Genomic DNA, 21966 nt, shown 5'->3' on the forward strand with positions numbered 1-21966 from the left:
AAGGTCGAGGAGTCATCGACGGCCGGCGACAGGCGGGCGTCGGGAAATCCTCACGAGGGAGTACTCGAACACCATGCCGCGCTCGCTGGACCTGACCGACAACGACTGGGCCGACGGGCTCGACGACCGACTGCTGGCCGAGCTGGACACCTTGCGCGCGGAATACTTCGAGCACGTCGACACCACCGCGGCCGGGGCGTCTGCGCATGCTCCCGACATCACGTCCTTCCGTCGGCATGTCCGGCTGGCCGCACAGCGCAGTCCGGAGACGGCGAACGTGGCCGTTCATCGACCGAGCGAAACGGGTCCGGCCGCCGATCAGGCCGCGGGAAGCTATCTGCAGATCGTCACCGACGATATGCCGCTCCTCGTCGAGTCCATCATCTCGCTGCTCTCCCGAATCGGTATCGAGTACACCGATGTGGTTCACCCGATTCTGTCGGTCGGTCGCGACGCCGACGGCGTGCTGACGGGTCCGAGGACCGGCGGATCGGACGAATCATGGATTCACGTTCAGCTGCATCCCTCGACTACCGACGATGCCGCTGGACGTCTGCAGTCCGAGGCGAGTCGGGTCTTGGCCGACGTGCGTCAGGTCGTCGGCGACACCGATCGAATGCGTCGAGTACAGGCGGAGGTCGCCGATCGCCTCGACCAGTTCGCCCGGGGCACGAGCGACCCGGACTCGGACAGTGCCCGTGAGCATCGCGACGCAGCTGCGCTGCTGCGTTGGTTGGGAGACGGCCACTACACGTTGCTCGGCTACCGGAGATACAGCATCGACGGTATCGGCGGCGAGCAGAGGGTAACCGGTGAAAGATCGAGCAGCCTCGGGGTGTTGCGCGACTCGGGCCAGGCAGTGGACGGCTCGGAACCTGTCGGACAACGTGATCTGGTGGCCCTGACACAGGGATCGAGCCCGGCCACGGTGCACCGCGCCGTGTATCCGTACTTCGTGAGCGTGCTCGATGCCGCCGACTCGGCCGAACACCGTTTCGTCGGGGTGTTCACCGTGACCGCGCTGCACGAGAACGTTCTCGACATTCCAGTGATCGAGCGGCGAGTACGGTCGGTGCTTGCGCGTGCCGGCCACGATCTCGGATCGTTCTCGGGCCAGGCAATGCTCGAAGTTCTGCAATCGATGCCGCGCTCGGAACTGTTCGCCACTTCGGCATCGTGGCTGTTCGAGACAGCGAGTGCCGTTCTGGCACTGGGCCGTCGGCGAAAGGTCAAGCTGTTCGTCCGGCCCGACGCGAGTGGCTCGTTCGTCTCCGCGCTGGTGTACCTGCCGCGGGACAGGTACACCACCCGTGTTCGGCTCGCCATCCAGGATCGACTGCTCGGCGAACTCGGCGGAACTTCGCTCGATTACACCGCCCGCGTGACGGAATCGGACCTGGCACTGTTGCACGTCACCGTGCGTCGTACGCCCGGGACCGCTGCAACGGAACTGTCGGACGAGGACATCGCTCGGATCGAGGCGTCTCTTACCGAGACCACCAGAACCTGGGAGGACTCGCTCGGCGACGCAGTCTCCCTCGATCGAGCGGTAGATCCTGTACGAATTCAGCGATACACCGATGCGTTTCCGGAGGCGTACAAGCAGGACTTCGGTCCGGCTCGAGCTGTCACCGACATCGCCCGCCTCGAAGCGCTCGACGACGAGTCGATCGATATGCAGCTCTACCGCAACGAGCAGTCCGCAGTGGGTAGCTGGCGTTTCTCGCTGTACATCGGCGGCGCGGGTGTCTCGTTGTCACAGGTGCTGCCCATCCTGCAGAGCCTCGGCGTCGAGGTCGACGACGAACGGCCGTACCCGGTGGTGCGACCCGACGGAATGTCTTGCTGGATCTACGATTTCGGGCTTTCTGCTTCGAGGGAGATGCTGAGCTCGGCCATCGACGGCGATATCGATGCCGAGCTGTCCGAGGCGGGCACCGCCGATCGTGAGAGCCGGGTGCAGCAGCGATTCACCGATGCATTCGCGGCAGTGTGGAGCGGGCAGGCCGAGGCAGACCGATTCAACGAACTGGTGATGCGTGCCGGACTCCACTGGCGGCAAGCCGTGGTCTTGCGTGCGTACGCAAAGTACTTGCGCCAAGCTGGTTTTCCCTACAGTCAGTTCAACATCGAGGGTGTGCTGCTCACACATCCGCGTACTGCTCGGCTACTCGTCGGGCTTTTCGAGGCGCAGTTCGATCCCGAGGCGAGTTCCGAGGAGAACGCGCACGCGATCGGCACCGAGCTGGATGAGCTGATCGACCAGGTCGTCAGCCTCGACGCGGACCGCACTCTGCGCAGCATCTTCGAGCTGATCCGTGCGACGCTGCGTACCAACTTTTTCGTACTGGGACCTGACGGCGAGCGTCGCGAATACCTCTCGCTCAAGTTCGATCCGCAGTCGATCGCCGAATTGCCCAAACCGAAGCCGAAATTCGAGATCTTCGTGTACTCGCCCCGCGTGGAGGGCGTGCACCTGCGATTCGGTGCCGTGGCCCGCGGCGGACTGCGTTGGTCGGATCGCCGCGAGGATTTCCGCACCGAGATTCTCGGTCTCGCGAAAGCTCAGATGGTCAAGAACTCCGTCATCGTTCCGGTCGGAGCCAAGGGCGGATTCGTCGTCAAACGACCGCCGGTGGCTACCGGTGACGCCGATCGAGATCGCCAGGCATTCGCAGAGGAGGGCAAGGCCTGCTACCGGCTGTTCATCGCCGGACTGCTCGACATCACCGACAATCTCGATCGCGCGACCGGATCGGTATCGGTACCGGCGGGTGTCGTGCGCCGCGATGGAGACGACACCTACCTGGTGGTCGCTGCCGACAAGGGCACCGCGACATTTTCCGACATGGCCAACGATGTCGCCGCGCAGTACGGGTTCTGGCTCGGCGACGCCTTTGCCTCCGGCGGCTCGGCGGGCTACGACCACAAAGCCATGGGTATCACGGCCAAGGGTGCGTGGGAAAGCGTCAAGCGTCACTTTCGCGAGATCGGAATCGACACGCAGAGTGAAGATTTCACAGTAGTCGGTGTCGGAGACATGAGCGGCGACGTCTTCGGCAACGGCATGCTGTTGAGCCGGCACATTCGTCTGCTCGCGGCGTTCGATCACCGGCACATCTTTCTCGATCCCGACCCGGAGCGAGAATCCTCGTTCGCCGAGCGCGAGCGGCTGTTCGCACTGCCTCGGTCGTCGTGGGCGGACTACGACACCTCGCTCATCAGCGCGGGTGGCGGAGTGTGGGAGCGGACGCGCAAGTCGGTTCCGATCAGCGCGGCAGCACGGGCGGCGCTCGGGTTGGCGGACTCGGTGGAGGCGTTGTCTCCCCCCGAGCTGGTGAACGCTATCTTGAAGGCTCCAGCCGATCTGCTGTGGAACGGCGGAATCGGCACCTATATCAAGGCATCGACCGAGTCCAACGCCGAGGTCGGAGACAAGGCCAATGACGCGGTAAGGGTCGACGGCGGCGCGGTGCGCGCCGCGGTGGTGGGGGAGGGCGGCAACCTCGGTGCCACCGCACTGGGCCGTATCGAATACGCCACGGCCGGCGGCAAGATCAACACCGATGCCATCGACAACTCGGCGGGTGTGGACTGCTCCGACCACGAGGTCAACATCAAGATCCTGCTGGAAACGGCCATCACCAACGGCAACCTTGCACGCGAGGATCGAGACGAGCTGCTGGCGTCGATGACCGACGAGGTCGGTCGACTAGTGTTGTGGGACAACATCATGCAGAACGAGCTGCTCGGTACGTCCAGATTCGATGCGCCCAGTCTCGTCACCGTGCACAGTCGGGTGATCGAGGATCTGGAAGTGCGGCGAGGGCTCGACCGCGAACTCGAAGCCCTGCCGACCGAGGCAGATCTGCGACGACGCAAGCAGGACGGCCGAGGGCTGACCTCGCCGGAGCTGGCCACGTTGATGGCCCATGTGAAGCTGGCGTTGGAGGCGGAATTGTTGGGCAGTGAGCTTCCCGACAGTGATGTCTTCGCCCCGCGGTTGCCCAAGTACTTCCCCGAGCCACTACGAGAGCCGTACAAAGATGCGATCACCGCGCACCCGCTGCGGCGTCAACTGGTGGCCACCACGCTGGCGAACGAGGCCATCGACTGCGGCGGAATCACGTTCCCTTATCGACTGACCGAGGATTCGGGTGCCGCGGGCACCGATGCCATTCGTGTGTTCGCCGCTGCCACCGAGATATTCGGACTCGACGAAGTGTGGAATTCCATCAGAGCTGCGGATGTGTCCACTGCAGTGTCGGCCGAGTTGCTACTCGAATCGCGTCGGATGCTGGACCGCGTGTCGCGGTGGCTGCTCGCCAACCGGCCGCAGCCTTTGGCCGTCGGCGCAGAGATCAGCCGATACGCCGAGCAGGTGCGCGCGCTGCAACCGTCGGTGTCCACGTGGATCTCCGGGCATCAGGCCACCGATCTGGACACCCGATCGGCCGCCGCCATCGAACGGGGCGCACCGGTTGCGCTGGCCCGGCGCATCTATGGACTGCTCGACGTCTACTGCCTGCTCGACATCATCGATATCGCCGACATCGTCGATCGTGACGGTGCCGAGGTCGCCGAGCTCTATTTCGCTCTCGACGCGCATATCGGAATCGATTGGCTGCTCAGTGCGGTCTCGAAACTGGCCCGAGGAGACCGGTGGCATTCGTTGGCGCGCTTGGCTCTTCGCGACGACCTGTACTCCTCGCTGCGGGGAATCACGCAGGCCGTGTTGGCCGGCGGCGAACCGGACGAGTCGGTGGCGGAAAAGATCGCGGAATGGGAATCGACGAATTCCTCCCGCCTGGCCAGGGCGCGCGCCGCATTGACCGAGATCGCCGAGACAGGAAGTCTGGACTTGGCAACGTTGTCGGTTGCCGCCCGCCAGGTTCGCAACATGGTTCCCTGAACCCGCGTCAACGGACTTGGCAACATTCGATCGAGAAAAGGAAACGACTGCGTGAGTGTGCCCGACGACCATCTGTCCGACCATCGTGTGGAATCCGACCCCGTCGGTTTCCACGCCGCCGTCGATGTGCGGTGGTCGGATATGGACGTGTATCAGCACATCAACCATGCGCGGATGGTGACTCTTCTCGAAGAGGCTCGCATTCCGTGGCTGTTGGTGGACGGTAGGCCGACGGCAAATCTGCGCCACGGAGCCGTGATCGTGGATCTGCATGTGAAGTATCGAGGTCAGCTTCGGCACGAGGACGGACCGCTCGATGTCTTCATGTGGATCGACACCGTACGTGCAGTCGACTTCGTGGTCGGGTACGAGGTGCGGGCCCGCGGTGCAGCATTGGACACGCCTGCGGCCGTCGTGGCCTCGACGCAGATCGCGGCGTTCGACATAGATGCACAGCGGCTGCGCCGGCTCACCCGGGAAGAGCGTGAGTTTCTCGTGAGTTGGCAGCGTGTTTGAGCGTGTGTTGACCGTTCCCGATGTGGTCGAGCGAGAGAATCTGGCGACGTTCTGCAGCCGGGCGTTGCGCTTGGACGACGCTGCGGTGATCCGAATGCGTGCTCGCGCGGGCGGCGGTGTGTCCTGTTGGGCCACTACCGGTTTCGATGCCCTGGCGGCGCGAGTGGTCACCGGAACCGTTGTTCCCGATGACACGTGCGCGGGGGCGGACGTACTGGCTGCGGCAGTGCAGCACGCGCACGACGGTGTGATCGACCCGGGATTCTCGATGGATTCTGCCTGGCGCGGCGCACTGCCACCGGACGGGGGATTCGAGCACCTCGATGACGTGCCTGCCCGAGTACTGGTCGGACTTGCGCAGCGCGGCGCGGCACTTGCGAAGGAACATGGCAGCAGTCATGGCCCGCCGAGTTCGTTGCTCGAGCAGGAAGTGTTGCACGTCGCCGGTGAAGCAGGCGAGGTGCCCATCTCCATGCGAACCGTATTTGCCTTGACGGCAATGGGATTCGTGCCGCACAGCGGTAGTGACCCCATGACGATCGACGTCGATCCCGATCGGATCGCAGCCGACGAAGTCGTGCGGGTGCGCGTATCGGCGGTGTGGTTGCGCCTCGACGCCCGCTACGGCTCGGTGTTCGTTCGCCGCGCGGGTAACCCGCTGTCGCTGACGGTGGAGCGTTAGACGAGCCACGCCGCAGCGTTGGCAGCAAGCCTTCCGTTCACCAGAGGGGCACTGGCCAACAGCACTTCACCGGGAGGGAGCGGGATCGGTTCGTCCGACGCATTCAACGCGCAGATGAGACCTCCGGGTCGACGAAACGCGAGGCAGCCGGGAGGTGCTCCGTACCAATCGATTCCGACACCGGTGAATTCCGGACGTAGAGCCCGCAGTTCGAAAGCTGTGCGGTACAGGCTCAGCATCGAATCGACATCTTCGAGTTGCGCTTCGGCAGTATGCCCGTCCCACTCCGACGGCATCGGCAACCACGTGTCGGCGGCGGAGGAGAACCCGAACGGCGGCGTGTGACCCTCCCACGGCATCGGAACTCGGCAGCCGTCGCGACCTCGCTCGGCGTGCCCGGATCGCTCCCATACAGGATCCTGCAGCGCACTCTCGGGCAGCTGCACGTTGGGTAACCCCAGCTCGGCCCCGTTGTACACGAAGATGGTTCCGGGAAGAGCCAATTCGACGAGGATCATCGCGCGGGCGCGGGCATGGCCTGCAACCCCGCCGCCGTACCTGGTGACCTCGCGCTCGACGTCGTGATTCGACAACGTCCACGTGGGAGTACCGTCGACGAGTTCGACGGCAGCGAGTGAGTTCGAGATGGCGTCGCGGATGGTTTCGGCGTCGAAATCGACGCTGGCCAAACGGAAGTTGAAGCCCAGGTGCAATTCGTCGGGCCTGATGTACTCGGAGAACCGAATGTTGTCCTGAACCCAGATCTCGCCGACGGTGACCGTTCCGGGGAATTCGTCCATGACGGCTCTGATGCGTCGATGCAGGTCATGGACGTGGGGATTGTTGAACCGTGGATCGTCGTCGTCGTTCTTCATCAACGCATTGAGCTCGAGACTCATGTCGGCCAGCTCCGCCGGTTTGGCCATGCCATGGGCCACGTCGAGCCGGAATCCGTCGACGCCGCGGGAGAGCCAGAATCTCAGCGTGCGCGCGAAGTCGTCGAACACCTCGGGGTTGTCCCAGTTCAGATCCGGTTGCTCGGGCGCGAAGATGTGTAGGTACCACTGCCCGGGCGTGCCGTCGGGCTCGGTGATGCGGGTCCAGGCCGGGCCGCCGAAAATGCTGGGCCAATTGTTCGGTGGCTGCGATCCGTCGTCGCCGCGTCCGTCGCGAAAAATATATCGGGCGCGCTCGGCCCCGGCGGGTGGTGCGGTCAGGGCAGACCGAAACCACGGGTGCTCGACGCTGGTGTGATTGGGTACCAGATCCATCGTGACCTTGATGTCTCGCGCATGAGCTTCGTCGACCAGCGCGTCGAATATCTCGAGGCTTCCGAACATGGGGTCGATGTCGCGAGGATCGGACACGTCGTACCCGTGATCGGCCATGGGTGACCGAGTGATCGGGCCGATCCAGACCGCGTCGATACCCAGCAGCTCGAGATATCCGAGTTTGTCTCGAATGCCGTCGAGGTCACCGATACCGTCACCGTTGGAGTCCGCGAACGACCGGGGATAGATCTGATAGAAGACGGCGTTCTGCCACCACAACAACTCGGAGCTCTCGATCGGATCGGTCACAAGTGGCAATAGTGCCAAACGAACGGCTGCGGAACGATTCAGGGGCGCTGAGGCTCATGGGTCTGCGGCGCTACCGGTCGATGCCGAGTAAAGAATTGTTCTCATTCACATGACCGACACGTGCCTGTTCCTTTGGAAAGTGTTGTATGTTCTGCTTCTGTTACCAGCTGCGGCATGTGCCGCGCCCGAGGGTGAGGACTCGACGGAAGCCATGACCACTTCTCCCATCGAAGCCGTTCGGCTCGGCGATATCGCGCTCGACGACAGCCCCATCGAGCCGGCGTGGATCCTCGAAGGCAACCCCCAGGCGCGCGTCGCCGAGTGGTCGAAGAGCATCGACGGCACCACCACCACCAATGTCTGGGACTGCACTGCCGGACGCTTCCGCTGGTACTTCTCGGTGGACGAGATCGTGCACATCATGGACGGCTCGGTGACCGTCTCCAGCGACGACCACGCGCCGCACACGCTGGTTGCAGGCGACGCTGCACTGTTCCGTGCAGGCACCTGGTCGGAGTGGCACGTGGAGAACTATGTGCGCAAGCACGCCATTCTGCGCCAGCACCTGCCAGGGCCGCTGTCCTTCGCTCTCAAGGTCGCCGGGTCGCTCCGCAGCCGCAGCCGCATCGGCAAGCTCAAGACCGGCGGCGCACAGAGCCCGCAGCGCGCCGGGTCGCTGTAGCTTCTCGGCTGCTCAGACAGCCGAGTTCATCATCGAGTTCGCGGCCATCTCCATGTACTCGGTGAGCTGCGCACGGTGTGCCGAGTCCAGTACCGACGCGTCGATCGATCCGATTGCGATGTGCATGCATCGAAGCCATGCGTCTCTTTCCATCGGGCCGATCCGAAAAGGATTGTGACGCATCCTCAACCGCGGATGACCCCGTTCGTCCGAATACGTCCGGGGACCACCCCAGTACTGCTCGAGGAACATCCGCATCCGCCGTTCGGCCGGTCCGAGATCCTCCTCGGGGTACAGCGGACGCACAATCTCGTCCTTGGCGACTTCCTCGTAGAACTTCGCTGTGAGTGACCGGAACGTATCGGCACCGCCGACCGCGTCGTAGAAGGTCTGCTGCGGTTCGGTCATCACACTCTTTCTTCTGGGTCTGCGGCTCGCTCTGATCGGCGTCGCTCGCAATCATCGTCTCTTCAGTTGTCTTGGTCCGCCGCGACCCCTCTCGGGCGTCCCAATGCATACGGTGCCTTGATGCCGGCGTCGTCGAATGCTTCGAGGATGTCCTTGTGGAGGCGGCGCTGTACGGCCCATTGGCGTCCGGGGCGCGTTTTGATCGTGATTCGGATGGTGACGGTGTCCGAGCTGACTGCGTTGACTCCGAGCATCTGGGGCGGTTCGAGGATGTCGCTGTCGAAGTCGCCGGACTTCACCAACGACAGCGCGGTGCGATCGGCCACCGCGCAGGCCTCCTCGATGTTCGCGGTGTGCGAGACGGGCAGATCCAGAACGGCGACTGCGAAGCCCTGGCTCATGTTGCCCACCCTGAGCACTTCGCCGTTGCGGCAGTACCAGACGGTGCCGGGGATATCTCTGATCGTCGTGACCCGCAAACCGACGCTCTCGACGGTGCCGGTGGCCTCACCGAGGTCGACGACGTCGCCGACGCCGTATTGATCCTCGAGCAGCATGAAGATGCCGGACAGGAAATCTCGAACCAGGTTCTGCGCACCGAATCCGAGTGCCACACCCACGATTCCCGCCGATGCGATGAACGGTGCCACGTTGATGCCGACCACATCGAGAACCGAGAGGACGAACCAGGCGAGAATCATGACCGAGACGGCCGACTTGAGTACCGACCCGATCGTGTTCGCCCGTTGTTTGCGACGTTCGTTGAGAATGGCACCTTGCACGGTGCTCGAAGACCGGTCGCGCAGCGGACGGAGCAACATCGGGGACTTGCCGACCTCGTTGCGGGTGAAGCGGGCGATCATCCTGTGCAGGACGAGGCGCAGCACGATGGCGAGGGCCAGATAGCCGAGAATCTGCAGCGGACGATCGACCAACCAGTCGCGTCCGGTGTCCGTCAGCTCGAACGCTCGGGTGTCGAGGTCTCGAAGCAAAGACAGATCGGGAAGGGGCGATGCGGACAGAAAGGTTGATGCAGACACCCGAAGAGTCTACGGAGACGCAGAATTCTTGCCAGTCCCGCAGCGCAGGTGGCCACCTGTGGGCGCGAAGACGCGCAATGTTCACCGATCGGCAACAGAGAATGCCCGGAAAAAGGCTGTGCGCGGGCGGTGTATTCGTGTTCCACTGTGACTCGTGTTCCACGCAAGCCATGCGCGGGCGCCGACTGCTTCTGGAGTAACGCATGAAGAACTCGCAACACCGCCATCGACAACTCCCGCCCACTGAGGGCCGCACCACGCACGACCAGCGTGAGACGGCCTCGGGGGCTTCTCCGCTGCGCGTGGTGCCGACGGCCCACGATGCCACGGGCGACGACGCCGTACCGGCGTGGGTCAAACGCCGTGTGCTGCTCCTCAACGCCACATTCGAACCACTGACCGCGCTTCCGATGCGCCGGGCGGTGGTTCTTCTCGTTTGTGGGAAGGCCGACGTGGTGCACGACGATCCGGAGGGGCCGTTCATCAGATCGGCCGACTTCTCGGTGCAGGTGCCGTCGGTGATCAGGCTGCGGACGTTCGTCCGAGTGCCGTATCGAGCTCGAGTGCCCATGACGCGCGCCGCTCTGATGCATCGCGACCGATTCCGGTGCGCGTACTGCGGGAGCAAGGCCGAGACGGTCGACCACGTGGTGCCGCGCAGCCGAGGAGGCGGCCACTCGTGGGAGAACTGTGTCGCGTGTTGTGCCTCCTGCAACCATCGCAAGGCCGACAAACTGCTCAGCGAGATCGGCTGGACGCTCCGGGCGCAACTGGTGCCGCCGAAGGGGCCACATTGGCGTCTGCTGGCGACGACGAAGGAGTTGGACCCGAGTTGGCTGGCCTATCTCGGTGAAGGTGCTGCCTGAGGTCGACCTGTCTGCACATTTCGGTCACAACACCGGGCCCGACGTGGTCCGAAGCGCAATTGTCGACTAACGTCACACCCTGTGAGCATTTTCGAGACCACGCTGATATTCGTGGTGATTCCGGTTGCGGTGATCGGACTCATCGGCGCGTTGTCCTACCTGACCGACAAGCAGCCCGGTATGGATGTTCCTCCCTACCGACTGACGGACGAGTGGACGCGCGAGCCATTGCTGTGGAGCGCTACGGACGAGGTGACTCCCTTCGGAGGCCACGGATCGCACGACGCCGACGCAGCCGATTCGATCGGAGGTGCGGCAAGTGGCAAGTGGTGAACTCGTCCGCAGTGACATCAACGAAGAAGATCTGCCGTTCGGCGCTGCACTGACTTCGAGCGGTCGCGTCTCGGTTGCTCACGAGTTCGGGACGGCAAATCCCGAGCACCTGCCGTTCGCGACTGAGGAACTGGTCGCGCTCGATGACGCGCTGATCGAGGCGACGCGGCAGACCAAGATTCGGTTCAACATCTACATCGGTGATCTCGGCGACGATCCGGCCGCGGGTGCAGAATCGGTGTTTCCCAGCACGCCCGACGCCATTCGATCGGTTCTGATTGCCGTCGACCCCAATCGGCACGCTCTGGAGATCCGCAGTGGCAAGCGAGTGTCCAACCGGGCAACCGATCGTGTTGCGCAGTTGGGCGTGACGGCCGCGCTCGGCCCGTTCCGCGACGGTAACCTCATCGACGGTCTCGTCACGTCCATACGGGTGATGGCGGCGTCCATCCTCAGTCCCTAGCTGTTTCGGTACCTGAGCACTTCGGTACCTGAACAACTGGCTCCGTCGGAGCGCATGCAACGGCAAGGGCCGGTTGCTTCACCTGTCGGTGATGCAACCGGCCCTTGCTGTCGATACCGGGGAGATCAGCTCGCGTCGAACTCCCGCGCGGCGAGAGCCCGAACGATGCCGGCCCGACCCTCGATCACCAGGCGACGAAGTGCGGGAGGCAAGTCGCCGTCGAGGAACCGATCCGCTGCCGCCAGCGACTGCTCGTCGACCGACCAGGAGGGGTACAGCCCGATCACGACGGTCTGCGCGACCTCACTGGACCGACGAGACCAGACGCCTTGGATGGCGTCGAAGTACCGGGCGACGTACGGCTCGAGGAGCTCGCCCTGGCCGGGGCCTGCGAATGCTCCGATGATCGAGCGCGCGGTGATGTTCGGTACGGCGTCGTCGTCGACCACTGTCGTCCACGCCTGTTCCTTGACCTCCGCGCTCGGACGTGAGGCTCGTGCGGCCGCGGCCGCACGGGCACCGGCAGCGGTGTTGTCCTTGCCCGCTTCGGCATCGATCACCGGCGAGTCGAGTCCGTCGGCATCGATTGCTCCGGCCGCTGCCAGCGCCGTGACGATCCGCCAGCGCAGATCGGTATCGACGCCGAGCCCGGCCAGGGATTGGCCGTCCACATCGCCGTCCAGTAGTGCGCGCAGCACCTCTACGTGGCGATCACCGAGTTCTGAACCGGTGAGGGCGTTGACGAAGGCCAGCTGATGATCCGAGCCTGCCTCGGCGCCGCGGGCCAGTTCGAGCAGCGTGTCCGCGAACTCGGGTGACCCGTGCTCTGCTGCCCATGCAGGATCGGCGTAGCTGTCGATTGCCGTCTTGGCTTGCGCCAGCAGACGTTGCACCACACCCACTTCGGTCTCACCGCCGATTCCGCGTTGAACCAGGGCCACGAAGTCCCGGGCCTTCATCTCTGCGGAGCGGGTCATCTCCCAGGCCGCCGACCAGGCGAGGGTGCGGGGGAGCGGTTCGGCGATGTCGCCGATGCGAGCAAGGAGCGTGTCGAGTGAATCCGGATCCAGCCGCACTGCGCAGTACGTCAGATCGTCGTCGTTGACCAGCACCAACTTGCCGCGAGAGATACCGACCAGTGCGTCGACAGTCGTCGATTCGGCGGCCTCGAGATCGAGCTCGACGCGGTCGGTACGCACCAGCTTGCCATCGACGTCGTCGTAGATGCCGACAGCGATGCGGTGGACTCTATGCTCGCCCGCACCTGGTGCTGCGCCCGTCTGTCGGACGGCGAAGCGGCTGAACTTGCCGTCGGCGTCGACGTCGAAATCCGGACTCAGCGTGTTCAGGCCGGTGGTGCGCAGCCACTGTGTACCCCAGTCCGAGAGGTCTCTACCCGACGACTTCTCCAGCGCGGCAAGCAGATCCGAGAAGGTGGCGTTGCCGAAGGCGTGATCGACGAAGTACGCCCGCAACCCGGCCAGGAAGTCTTCCTTGCCGACATAGGCCACCAGCTGCTTGAGCACACTCGCGCCCTTGGCGTACGTGATGCCGTCGAAGTTGACCTCCACCGCGGCCAGGTCGGGGATGTCCGCCGCGATGGGGTGGGTCGAGGGCAGCTGGTCCTGCCGGTAGGCCCAGGCCTTCTCCACGTTGGCGAACGTGGTCCAAGCGTTGGTGTACTCGGTTGCCTCGGACTGACAGAGCACCGAGGCGAACGTGGCGAACGACTCGTTGAGCCACAGGTCGTTCCACCACGTCATCGTCACCAGATCGCCGAACCACATGTGCGCCATCTCGTGCAGCACGGTCTCGGCGCGACGTTCGTACGAGGCACGGGTCACCTTGGACCGAAAGACGTAATCCTCCAGGTACGTGACGGCACCGGCGTTCTCCATCGCGCCGGCATTGAACTCGGGTACGAACAGCTGGTCGTACTTGCCGAAGGCGTACGGGGTCCCGAAGTTCTCGTGGTAGAAACCGAAGCCCTGCTTGGTCTCGGTGAACAGTCGCTCCTCGTCCATGTGCTCGGCAAGCGATGCACGGCAGTAGATTCCGAGGGGAATCGTGCCGTGGTCGTCGGTGTACGAGTCGGTCCACTCTGCGTAAGGACCCGCGATCAGCGCGACGAGGTAGGTGCTCATCAGCGGTGTCGTATCGAACACGTGCTCGCCGGAGGCGGGCTCGGCCGCGTGCGCGGCATTGGAGATGATGGTCCAACTCTCCGGCGCGGTGACCTTCAGATCGAAGGTCGCCTTGATGTCCGGTTGATCGAAGCAAGCGAACATGCGCTTGGCATCGGCCGTCTCGAACTGGGAGTACAGATACACCGAATCGTCCGACGGGTCGACGAACCGGTGCAGGCCCTCGCCGGTGTGCGAGTAAATGCAGTCCGCATCGATGACGAGCTCGTTGTGCTCGGCCAGATCCTCGAGTGCAATGCCCGTCGACTCGTCGTAGCTCGCGGTATCGAGTTCGGTGCCGTTGAGAGTCGCGGAACGGATCGAACTCGCAACGATGTCCACGAAACTCGACGCTCCGGCAGTAGCCGCGAACGTGATGGTGGTGAGCGAGCGGAACGTCTTCTCGCCGGGATTGCCCTCGCCGTCGGTGAGATCGAGAACGATCGCGTACTTCGTGTCCCCGATTATCGCCGAGCGTTCGGAGGCTTGGTCACGCGTCAGGTTGGGAGCAACCACTTCAGTCGACACCTCTTCGTGTAGTTGTTGGGTAGTGCCGTCCATCCCATCACGTCACACGTAGCTCGCGCTGGCCGACGGGTAGCGCGGAATGTCTGCGCGGTGGGAGGTTGTTATGCACGAAGAGATGTTGACCTCGACTTCCAAGGAGTAGGACTGTGGCCGGTTCAGGACAGAAAGACACTGCGGATTTTTGGTTCGACCCACTGTGCCCGTGGTGCTGGATCACCTCGCGGTGGATTCTCGAAGTGCAGAAGGTACGAGATATCGACGTGAACCTGCACGTCATGAGCCTTGCCGTGCTCAACGAGGGCCGCGATCTGCCCGAGGAATACGCGGCGATGATGAAGAAGGCGTGGGGCCCGGTTCGCGTGGCGATCGCTGCAGCCAAGCTCGAGGGTGACGACATTCTCGCACCGCTGTACACGGCGATGGGAACGCGAATCCACAACGAGGGCAACAAGGATTTCGACGTCGTCATCGCAGAGTCCTTGGCCGAACTGGAGCTGCCGAGCGATCTCGCCGAGGCGGCGGACAGCACCGAGTACGACGAGGACCTGCGCACCAGCCATCACGCAGGGATGGACAAGGTGGGCCCCGACGTCGGTACCCCGACCATTCACGTCAACGGCGTCGCCTTCTTCGGCCCTGTCATCTCGCGGATCCCGCGGGGCGAAGAGGCAGGCAAGCTGTGGGACGCATCGGTGATCTTCGCGTCCTACCCGCACTTCTTCGAGCTCAAGCGCTCGCGGAACGAGGACCCGCAGTTCGACTGAGAGCGCTGCCCCTCGTGCGTGGAAATTCGTAGCAGGAGTCGAAGTTCCGCGCACGGGGATGTCAGGCGACGATTCGATCCGACGCGTCCTCGGTGCCGAAGACGAGGTGCTCGCCGACGTGAAAACGCCGAGCCGACCAGGCCGCCGCGGCCGCGTCGAGGAAGTCGTCGACGGCCGGCCCGAGTGGCAGGTCGGCCAGGTCGATGCGCTCGCTCCACCGTTCGAGTGCTGACAATCGTTGCCCGACGCCGCGACCGGTTTTCTTGGACGCATAGTGCGTCGTCGCTGACATTGCCCGAAACGAGCATTCGGGATGTACCTCGACATACGTGGCCGGATCGAAGTTCGCGTCCCGCCACGCCTGTACCGCGGGAAGTATGTGCCACGTCTGTTTGCTGATCGCCTTGCCGGTGATGCGGCGCGATACCGCACACGCCTGCTCGTACGTCGGTGCGCCGAGAACGTTGACGACAGGCGTGTGGAAGATCGAGCTACGGGCGGTGCCGAGAAACTTCTTCGCCTCGAGTTCACTGATGCGATAGCCGCTATCGGGTAGGGACAGCGGCATATCGACGCCCACCCGAGCGCAGTCTCGGGTCGCCTCCAGCACTTCTGGCACGGATGAACAGGCCCGCCATGTCAGGGTCGAGCCCTCGAAGAATGCGACGACCCACGCACCCTTCGCGCCGTCCACGCCGGCAAATTTCTCGGCTCCGGAGTTCACCTGTCAGACTCTATGCATGCGCGTATACCTGGGTGCCGACCACGCCGGCCTCGAGTTCAAGAATCAGATCATCGAACACCTGACGGCGACCGGGCACGAGCCCGTGGACTGCGGCGCTTTCGATTACGACCCCGTCGACGACTACCCGGCATTCTGTATCGACGCGGCACGCCGCGTCGTCGCCGACCCGGGCAGCCGCGGGCTGGTACTCGGCGGTTCCGGAAACGGCGAGCAGATCGCCGCGAACAAGGTGCCCGGCGCTCGCTGCGCTCTGGCATGGAGTGTCGAAACCGCCAAGTTGGCCCGTGAGCACAACGACGCGCAGCTCATCGGCCTCGGTGGCCGCATGCACACACTGCCCGAGGCGCTGGCCATCGTCGACGCATTTCTCGGTACCCCGTTCTCGGGCGAAGAGCGCCACCAGCGTCGCATCGACATTCTGTCCGAGTACGAACGCAGCGGCGAGGCCCCCGCGGTGCCGGGAAAGCCCGAGTAGGTGCCTGAGGGGCACACTCTGCACCGACTGGCTCGGTTGCATCAGCGTCGATTCGCCGGAGCGCCGGTGGAGGCGAGCAGTCCACAGGGGCGGTTCGTCTCCGGTGCTTCGCTGATCGACGGCCTCGTGTTCGAGAAGGCAGAGGCCTGGGGCAAACACCTGCTGCACCGATACGAGTCCGATCTGATCGTGCACATTCACCTCGGCCTTTACGGGAAGTTCACCGAACAGGCCGTGCCACTGAACGAGCCGGTGGGTGCAGTGCGTCTGCGCTTGGTGGGGGAGAAGTACGGTGTCGACCTTCGTGGGCCCACCGCCTGCGAGATCTACACCGAGCAGCAGGTCGACGCCCTCGTGGCCCGTCTCGGACCGGACCCGCTTCGCAAGGATGCAGATCCGAGTGCGGCGTGGGCGCGAATCTCCAAGTCGCGCACTGCGATCGGGACGCTGTTGATGGATCAGAAGGTGCTCGCCGGCGTCGGCAACGTCTACCGCGCCGAGATTCTTTTCCGCCACGAGATCAATCCGATGAGGCCGGGCAAAGACCTCGATCGGTCGGAGTGGGATGCGATCTGGTTCGACCTGGTCGAGTTGATGAAAATCGGAGTGCGGCGCGGCCGCATCATCACCATCCGGCCCGAGGACGATCACGGCGATACCTACGCCGCACGCCGGCCGCGGTCGTACGTCTACCGCAGGCAGGGCTTTCCGTGCCGAGTGTGCGGTGCAGAAATTCTGCACTCGACGATGCAGGCACGAAACTTGTTTTGGTGCCCGGTCTGTCAGGCAACGTAGTTACCGAAGCGGTGCGGAGTTGATCGTTTCGGATCGTTTCGAGTCGAATCCAGACTGAGCGGACACGAAAAAACCCCGCACCGGGAGTGCGGGGCTTTCGATGGAGCCGATGACGAGAATCGAACTCGCGTAGCCTGTTTGGAAGACAGGGGCTCTACCATTGAGCTACATCGGCATGCAAACAACAGTCGTGGGATCGCCATTTCCGTCGCCTGCGTTTCAAGACTGTACCCAACGCTGCCGCCGGATTCCAAACCGGCCCGCCGCGCCGCTTCCGGCCGAACGTCATCGGTGGGGTTCCCGGAACCTCATCGGTGGGGCGCCCATGAGGGGCTACTATCGGTTGCTGTTGAATGGTGACCGTACGACGGGGTGTGGCGCAGCTTGGTAGCGCATCCGCTTTGGGAGCGGAGGGTCGCAGGTTCAATTCCTGTCACCCCGACAAATGAGGGCCGCAGGCACGGCTCGCCGTGTTCGTGGCGAGCGAGGCAGAACCGCAAGCCAGCATCATCAGCAAGCAAGATCACCACAAAGGAGCATGTCCCGTGAAGAGCACCGTCGAGCAGCTGAGCCCGACGCGAGTCCGTATCAACGTTGAGGTGCCCTTCGAGGAGCTCAAGCCTGATTTCGACCGCGCGTACAAGGCTCTGGCTCAGCAGATCCGCCTCCCAGGATTCCGTCCGGGCAAGGCTCCGGCCAAGCTCCTCGAAGCACGCGTCGGCCGTGGTGCCGTACTGGAGCAGGTCGTCAACGACGCTCTTCCCTCCCGCTACTCCGAGGCCGTGACCAACGAGAAGGTCAAGGTCATCGGCCAGCCCGAGATCGAGATCACCAAGATCGAAGACGGCACCGAACTCACGTTCACCGCTGAGGTCGACGTGCGCCCCGAGATCGACCTGCCGGACTACTCGACCATCAGCGTCGTCGTCGACCCGCTCGAGATCACCGACGAGGCCGTGGACGAGCAGCTGCAGTCGCTGCGCCAGCGCTTCGGCACCCTCACCGGTGTCGACCGCGCGGTTCGGACCGGCGACTTCGTCTCGATCGATCTCTCGGCCACCGTCGACGGCGAGAACGTCGAAGAAGCCACCGCGAGCGGCCTGTCCCACGAGGTCGGTTCCGGTCAGCTCATCGATGGTCTGGACGACGCGATCATCGGCGTCTCGGCAAACGAGTCGAAGGAGTTCACCTCGACTCTGGTGGCCGGCGAGTACACGGGCAAGGAAGCCGTCGTCACGGTCAAGGTCGTGTCCGTCAAGGAACGCGAGCTGCCCGAGGCCGACGACGAGTTCGCCCAGCTGGCCAGTGAGTTCGACACGTTCGAGGAACTGCTCGAGGACCTGAAGGCGCGCGTCGAGCGGGTCAAGAAGGTCGAGCAGGCCGGCCAGATTCGTGACAAGGTCCTCGAGACGTTGCTCGACACGCTCGAGATCCCGGCCCCCGAGGCCGTCGTCAAGGCCGAGGTCGACTCCCAGGTGCACGAGGCCATCCACGGTCTCGATCACAACGAGGAGGCGCTCGCCGAGCTGCTCGAGTCGCAGGGTTCGAGCCGCGAGGAGTTCGACAAGGACGTCAAGGAGGGTGCCGAGAAGTCGGTGCGTACCCAGCTTCTCCTCGACGCGATCGCCGAAGCAGAGAACACTCAGGTCGGCCAGGAAGAGCTCACCGAGCGGATCATCTTCCAGGCGCAGCGCTACGGCATGCCGCCCGAGCAGTTCATCCAGCAGGTGCAGCAGGCCAACCAGCTCGGTGCCGTGTTCGCCGATGTCAAGCGCGGTAAGGCGTTGGCCTCGGTCGTCGAGCGCGTCACCGTGACCGACACCACCGGCGCGAGCGTCGATACGGCGGAACTGTTCGGCAGCCCCGCCGATGCTCCCGACGAGGTCGAAGCACTGGATTCATCCGAAGGCGAACAAGAGAAGTAACGCTGACAGCGAACGACGGCGGTTCCGGGACTCCGGAGCCGCCGTCTTTCGTTAGTGTCTGTGTCAGGAACCAACGATTTGTTATGGAAAAGGCAGGTACCGTGACTGTTCAGAATCCGGCGGCTTCGCACGAGCAGAGTCCCGTCATGACTTCGGCCGCAGCTGGGCTGAATCTCAGCGACTCCGTGTACGAGCGTCTGCTTCAAAACCGCATCATTTTCCTCGGTACCCAGGTCGATGACGACATCGCCAACAAGTTGTGCGCGCAGATCCTGCTGCTCTCGGCCGAGGATCCCACCCGCGACATCGCGCTGTACATCAACTCTCCCGGTGGCTCTGTCACCGCGGGTATGGCCATCTTCGACACCATGGAATTCGCCGAGTGCGACATCGCGACCTACGGCATGGGTCTGGCTGCCTCGATGGGTCAGTTCCTGCTGTCTGCCGGTGCCAAGGGCAAGCGCTACGCACTCCCGCACGCGCGCATCATGATGCACCAGCCCTCGGCCGGTATCGGCGGCAGCGCCTCCGACATCGCCATCATGGCCGAGCAGTTCGCGCACACCAAGCGCGAGATGGCCGAGCTCATCGCTTCGCACACGGGCCAGACAGTCGAGCAGATCACCGAGGACTCCGATCGCGACCGGTGGTTCACCGCTCAGGCAGCCAAGGAATACGGGTTCGTGGATCACGTCGTCAGTCGCGCGCGGCAGGCCGGCGGACTCGGCGAGTAATTCGGCCGGTACCGGCGACCTCGATCACTCACATCTTGGAGAAACGATGACAAACCTGTTCGATCCCAACCAGTTGCCGTCCTCGCGGTACATCCTCCCGTCCTTCGTCGAGCACTCCAGCTACGGCGTCAAGGAATCGAACCCGTACAACAAGCTGTTCGAGGAGCGCATCATCTTCCTCGGCGTTCAGGTCGACGATGCGTCCGCCAATGACGTCATGGCGCAGCTGTTGGTGCTCGAGGGACTCGATCCCGACCGGGACATCACGATGTACATCAACTCGCCCGGCGGCTCGTTCACCTCGCTGATGGCGATCTACGACACGATGCAGTACGTCCGCGCAGACGTCGCTACCGTCTGCCTCGGCCAGGCTGCCTCGGCAGCTGCGGTTCTGCTCGCCGCCGGCACCCCCGGTAAGCGCGCTGCACTCCCCAATGCGCGGGTGCTCATTCATCAGCCCTCCAGCGGCGGTATTCAGGGTCAGGTATCCGACCTCGAGATCCAGGCTGCCGAGATCGAGCGCATGCGGCGACTCATGGAGACCACCCTCGGTCGCCACACCGGCAAGGATCCCGACGTCATCCGCAAGGACACCGATCGCGACAAGATCCTCACGGCAGAGCAGGCCAAGGACTACGGCATCATCGACACCGTGTTCGAGTACCGCAAGCTGTCTGCACAGAAGTAGCAGAGCGAGTAACACCGGTCGGACCGGTACGGTCCGGCAGAAGGTTTTCGGCGCCGGGCGCGAGTGAGAAACTCCGCCCGGCGGCCGCGATCGTCGTCCCGAATACGGTAATCGGTGAAATCGGGTGGGCGAATCACCGGAAACAACCCGCCCATGTTCGGCGAACACGGGTAGCGTCGCACCCAACAACTCGGGCGATCGATCTCGGCGTGACGAACGGCCGAGAAACAGTTCCACGGCGGTTTCGGCACACTCCGACGGCGTGGGTCGTACGCGGACAAGGAAGTAGGAACCTCCGAATGGCACGCATCGGTGACGGTGGCGATCTGCTGAAGTGCTCGTTCTGCGGCAAGAGCCAGAAGCAGGTCAAGAAGCTCATTGCTGGACCAGGGGTGTACATCTGTGATGAGTGCATCGACCTCTGCAACGAGATCATCGAGGAGGAGTTGGCCGAGTCGAGCGAAGTGAAGCTCGACGACCTGCCCAAGCCCTCGGAGATCAAGGACTTTCTCGAGAACTACGTGATCGGCCAGGACGCGGCCAAGCGCACGCTGGCGGTCGCGGTCTACAACCACTACAAGCGCATCCAGGCAGGCGACAAGACTCGCGATGTGCGGGGCGAATCCGTCGAGCTGGCGAAGTCGAACATTCTGATGCTCGGGCCGACAGGGTGCGGAAAGACGTATCTCGCGCAGACGTTGGCCAAGATGCTCAACGTGCCGTTCGCCATCGCTGACGCGACCGCGCTCACCGAGGCCGGTTACGTGGGCGAGGATGTCGAGAACATCCTGCTCAAGCTGATCCAGGCTGCGGATTACGACGTCAAGCGCGCCGAGACCGGCATCATCTACATCGACGAGGTCGACAAGATCGCCCGCAAGAGCGAGAACCCGTCGATCACGCGTGATGTATCCGGTGAAGGTGTGCAGCAGGCGTTGCTGAAGATCCTGGAAGGAACCCAGGCAAGCGTGCCGCCGCAGGGCGGTCGCAAGCATCCGCATCAGGAGTTCATCCAGATCGACACCACCAATGTGCTGTTCATCGTCGCCGGTGCGTTCGCGGGTCTGGAGAAGATCGTCTCCGATCGCGTCGGCAAGCGCGGACTCGGCTTCGGTGCCGAGGTTCGCTCCAAGGCCGAGATCGACACGCAGGATCACTTCGCGGAGGTGATGCCGGAGGATCTGATCAAATTCGGTCTGATCCCCGAGTTCATCGGCCGTTTGCCGATGATCGCGTCGGTGACGAATCTGGACAAGGAATCGCTCGTGACGATTCTGTCCGAGCCGAAGAACGCGCTCGTCAAGCAGTACCGGCGACTGTTCGACATGGACGGTGTCGAGCTCGAGTTCACCGCCGAGGCCCTGGACGCGATTGCCGATCAGGCGATTCTTCGAGGCACCGGTGCTCGTGGTCTTCGCGCCATCATGGAAGAAGTTCTGCTGCCGGTGATGTACGACATCCCCAGCCGCGACGATGTCGAGAAGGTCGTCGTCACTGCGGAAACGGTCAACGACAACGTGCTGCCGACCATCGTGCCGCGCAAGCCCGAACGTCCCGAGCGCCGCGACAAGTCGGCCTGACGAACGAAGTGCTTCACGACCGAGCCCCGATCATCAAGACGACGATCGGGGCTCGCTTTCGTTGTGG

General features: G+C 63.6%; 19 protein-coding genes and 2 tRNA genes. 15 read left to right on the forward strand and 6 right to left on the reverse strand.

Annotation, left to right across the window (positions count from 1 at the left end; genetic code table 11):
• Positions 1–73: 73 nt before the first annotated feature.
• Genes RHODMAR_RS13250 through RHODMAR_RS13260 form a run of 3 tightly spaced genes read left to right on the forward strand, consistent with a single transcriptional unit; the run spans position 74 to position 6110 of the window.
• Positions 74–4912, forward strand: coding sequence for an NAD-glutamate dehydrogenase (locus RHODMAR_RS13250; protein WP_008715317.1), 4839 nt, complete (start codon positions 74–76; stop codon positions 4910–4912).
• 51 nt (positions 4913–4963) lie between these two features.
• Complete coding sequence (locus tag RHODMAR_RS13255) at positions 4964–5428, forward strand: acyl-CoA thioesterase (protein ID WP_008715318.1); 465 nt, start codon at positions 4964–4966, stop codon at positions 5426–5428.
• Positions 5421–6110, forward strand: coding sequence for a hypothetical protein (locus tag RHODMAR_RS13260; RefSeq protein WP_008715319.1), 690 nt, complete (start codon positions 5421–5423; stop codon positions 6108–6110). Before RHODMAR_RS13255 ends, RHODMAR_RS13260 begins: the two co-directional genes overlap by 8 nt.
• On the opposite strand, the gene RHODMAR_RS13265 is transcribed toward RHODMAR_RS13260, so the two are convergent.
• Positions 6107–7690: a glycoside hydrolase family 13 protein gene (locus RHODMAR_RS13265; RefSeq protein WP_008715320.1), complete on the reverse strand. Its 1584-nt coding sequence runs from the start codon at positions 7688–7690 to the stop codon at positions 6107–6109. The genes RHODMAR_RS13260 and RHODMAR_RS13265 overlap by 4 nt on opposite strands.
• A gap of 211 nt (positions 7691–7901) precedes the next feature.
• Between RHODMAR_RS13265 and RHODMAR_RS13270 the strand changes: the two genes are divergently transcribed.
• The gene (locus RHODMAR_RS13270) at positions 7902–8372 is read left to right on the forward strand and encodes a cupin domain-containing protein (protein WP_008715321.1); all 471 of its coding nucleotides are present in this window, start codon (positions 7902–7904) and stop codon (positions 8370–8372) included.
• A 12-nt stretch (positions 8373–8384) separates the two neighbouring features.
• Here the strand turns inward: RHODMAR_RS13270 and RHODMAR_RS13275 are convergent, their stop codons facing one another.
• On the reverse strand, positions 8385–8780 hold the full coding sequence (locus RHODMAR_RS13275) for a globin (protein ID WP_042939090.1): 396 nt from the start codon (positions 8778–8780) through the stop codon (positions 8385–8387).
• A 62-nt stretch (positions 8781–8842) separates the two neighbouring features.
• A complete protein-coding gene (locus RHODMAR_RS13280; RefSeq protein ID WP_051048016.1) occupies positions 8843–9802 on the reverse strand; it encodes a mechanosensitive ion channel family protein in 960 nt (319 codons plus the stop codon).
• A 221-nt stretch (positions 9803–10023) separates the two neighbouring features.
• Between RHODMAR_RS13280 and RHODMAR_RS13285 the strand changes: the two genes are divergently transcribed.
• The 3 genes from RHODMAR_RS13285 to RHODMAR_RS13295 all read left to right on the forward strand — a co-directional run bounded on the left by RHODMAR_RS13285 (position 10024) and on the right by RHODMAR_RS13295 (position 11482).
• The gene (locus RHODMAR_RS13285; RefSeq protein WP_008715325.1) at positions 10024–10686 is read left to right on the forward strand and encodes an HNH endonuclease; all 663 of its coding nucleotides are present in this window, start codon (positions 10024–10026) and stop codon (positions 10684–10686) included.
• Positions 10687–10767: 81 nt separating this feature from the next.
• Positions 10768–11019, forward strand: coding sequence for an aa3-type cytochrome oxidase subunit CtaJ (ctaJ, locus tag RHODMAR_RS13290; RefSeq protein ID WP_042939092.1), 252 nt, complete (start codon positions 10768–10770; stop codon positions 11017–11019).
• On the forward strand, positions 11006–11482 hold the full coding sequence (locus tag RHODMAR_RS13295; protein WP_008715327.1) for a DUF5130 family protein: 477 nt from the start codon (positions 11006–11008) through the stop codon (positions 11480–11482). Before ctaJ ends, RHODMAR_RS13295 begins: the two co-directional genes overlap by 14 nt.
• Before the next feature lie 125 nt (positions 11483–11607).
• On the opposite strand, the gene pepN is transcribed toward RHODMAR_RS13295, so the two are convergent.
• Positions 11608–14181 (reverse strand): aminopeptidase N, encoded by a 2574-nt coding sequence (pepN, locus tag RHODMAR_RS13300; RefSeq protein ID WP_042939117.1) that lies wholly within the window; start codon positions 14179–14181, stop codon positions 11608–11610.
• A gap of 158 nt (positions 14182–14339) precedes the next feature.
• On the opposite strand from pepN, the gene RHODMAR_RS13305 reads away from it, so the two are divergent.
• Positions 14340–14957 carry a mycothiol-dependent nitroreductase Rv2466c family protein gene (locus RHODMAR_RS13305; RefSeq protein WP_008715330.1) on the forward strand — a complete coding sequence of 206 codons (618 nt, stop codon included), beginning with the start codon at positions 14340–14342 and terminating at the stop codon, positions 14955–14957.
• Between the two features lie 61 nt (positions 14958–15018).
• Here RHODMAR_RS13305 and RHODMAR_RS13310 read toward each other — a convergent pair whose 3' ends face one another.
• Entirely contained in the window at positions 15019–15681 is a 663-nt protein-coding gene (locus RHODMAR_RS13310) for a DUF429 domain-containing protein (protein WP_008715331.1), read from the reverse strand.
• A gap of 16 nt (positions 15682–15697) precedes the next feature.
• Here RHODMAR_RS13310 and RHODMAR_RS13315 point away from each other — a divergent pair, with 16 nt between their 5' ends.
• Together RHODMAR_RS13315 and RHODMAR_RS13320 are read left to right on the forward strand one after the other, a co-directional pair.
• A complete protein-coding gene (locus RHODMAR_RS13315; protein WP_008715334.1) occupies positions 15698–16177 on the forward strand; it encodes a ribose-5-phosphate isomerase in 480 nt (159 codons plus the stop codon).
• Positions 16178–16972 (forward strand): Fpg/Nei family DNA glycosylase, encoded by a 795-nt coding sequence (locus RHODMAR_RS13320; RefSeq protein WP_008715336.1) that lies wholly within the window; start codon positions 16178–16180, stop codon positions 16970–16972.
• A 101-nt stretch (positions 16973–17073) separates the two neighbouring features.
• On the opposite strand, the gene RHODMAR_RS13325 is transcribed toward RHODMAR_RS13320, so the two are convergent.
• Positions 17074–17147, reverse strand: a tRNA-Gly gene (locus tag RHODMAR_RS13325).
• 193 nt (positions 17148–17340) lie between these two features.
• Between RHODMAR_RS13325 and RHODMAR_RS13330 the strand changes: the two genes are divergently transcribed.
• From RHODMAR_RS13330 to clpX, 5 genes are all read left to right on the forward strand, one after another.
• Positions 17341–17414, forward strand: a tRNA-Pro gene (locus RHODMAR_RS13330).
• Positions 17415–17517: 103 nt separating this feature from the next.
• On the forward strand, positions 17518–18897 hold the full coding sequence (gene tig / locus RHODMAR_RS13335) for a trigger factor (RefSeq protein ID WP_008715338.1): 1380 nt from the start codon (positions 17518–17520) through the stop codon (positions 18895–18897).
• Positions 18898–18980: 83 nt separating this feature from the next.
• Positions 18981–19631: an ATP-dependent Clp protease proteolytic subunit gene (locus RHODMAR_RS13340; RefSeq protein WP_008715340.1), complete on the forward strand. Its 651-nt coding sequence runs from the start codon at positions 18981–18983 to the stop codon at positions 19629–19631.
• Positions 19632–19677: 46 nt separating this feature from the next.
• Positions 19678–20319: an ATP-dependent Clp protease proteolytic subunit gene (locus RHODMAR_RS13345; protein ID WP_008715342.1), complete on the forward strand. Its 642-nt coding sequence runs from the start codon at positions 19678–19680 to the stop codon at positions 20317–20319.
• A gap of 299 nt (positions 20320–20618) precedes the next feature.
• Positions 20619–21899: an ATP-dependent Clp protease ATP-binding subunit ClpX gene (clpX, locus tag RHODMAR_RS13350; RefSeq protein WP_008715343.1), complete on the forward strand. Its 1281-nt coding sequence runs from the start codon at positions 20619–20621 to the stop codon at positions 21897–21899.
• The last annotated feature ends 67 nt before the right edge of the window (positions 21900–21966 follow it).

This window comes from Rhodococcus sp. AW25M09 (assembly GCF_000333955.1).
Classification (GTDB): domain Bacteria; phylum Actinomycetota; class Actinomycetes; order Mycobacteriales; family Mycobacteriaceae; genus Rhodococcoides.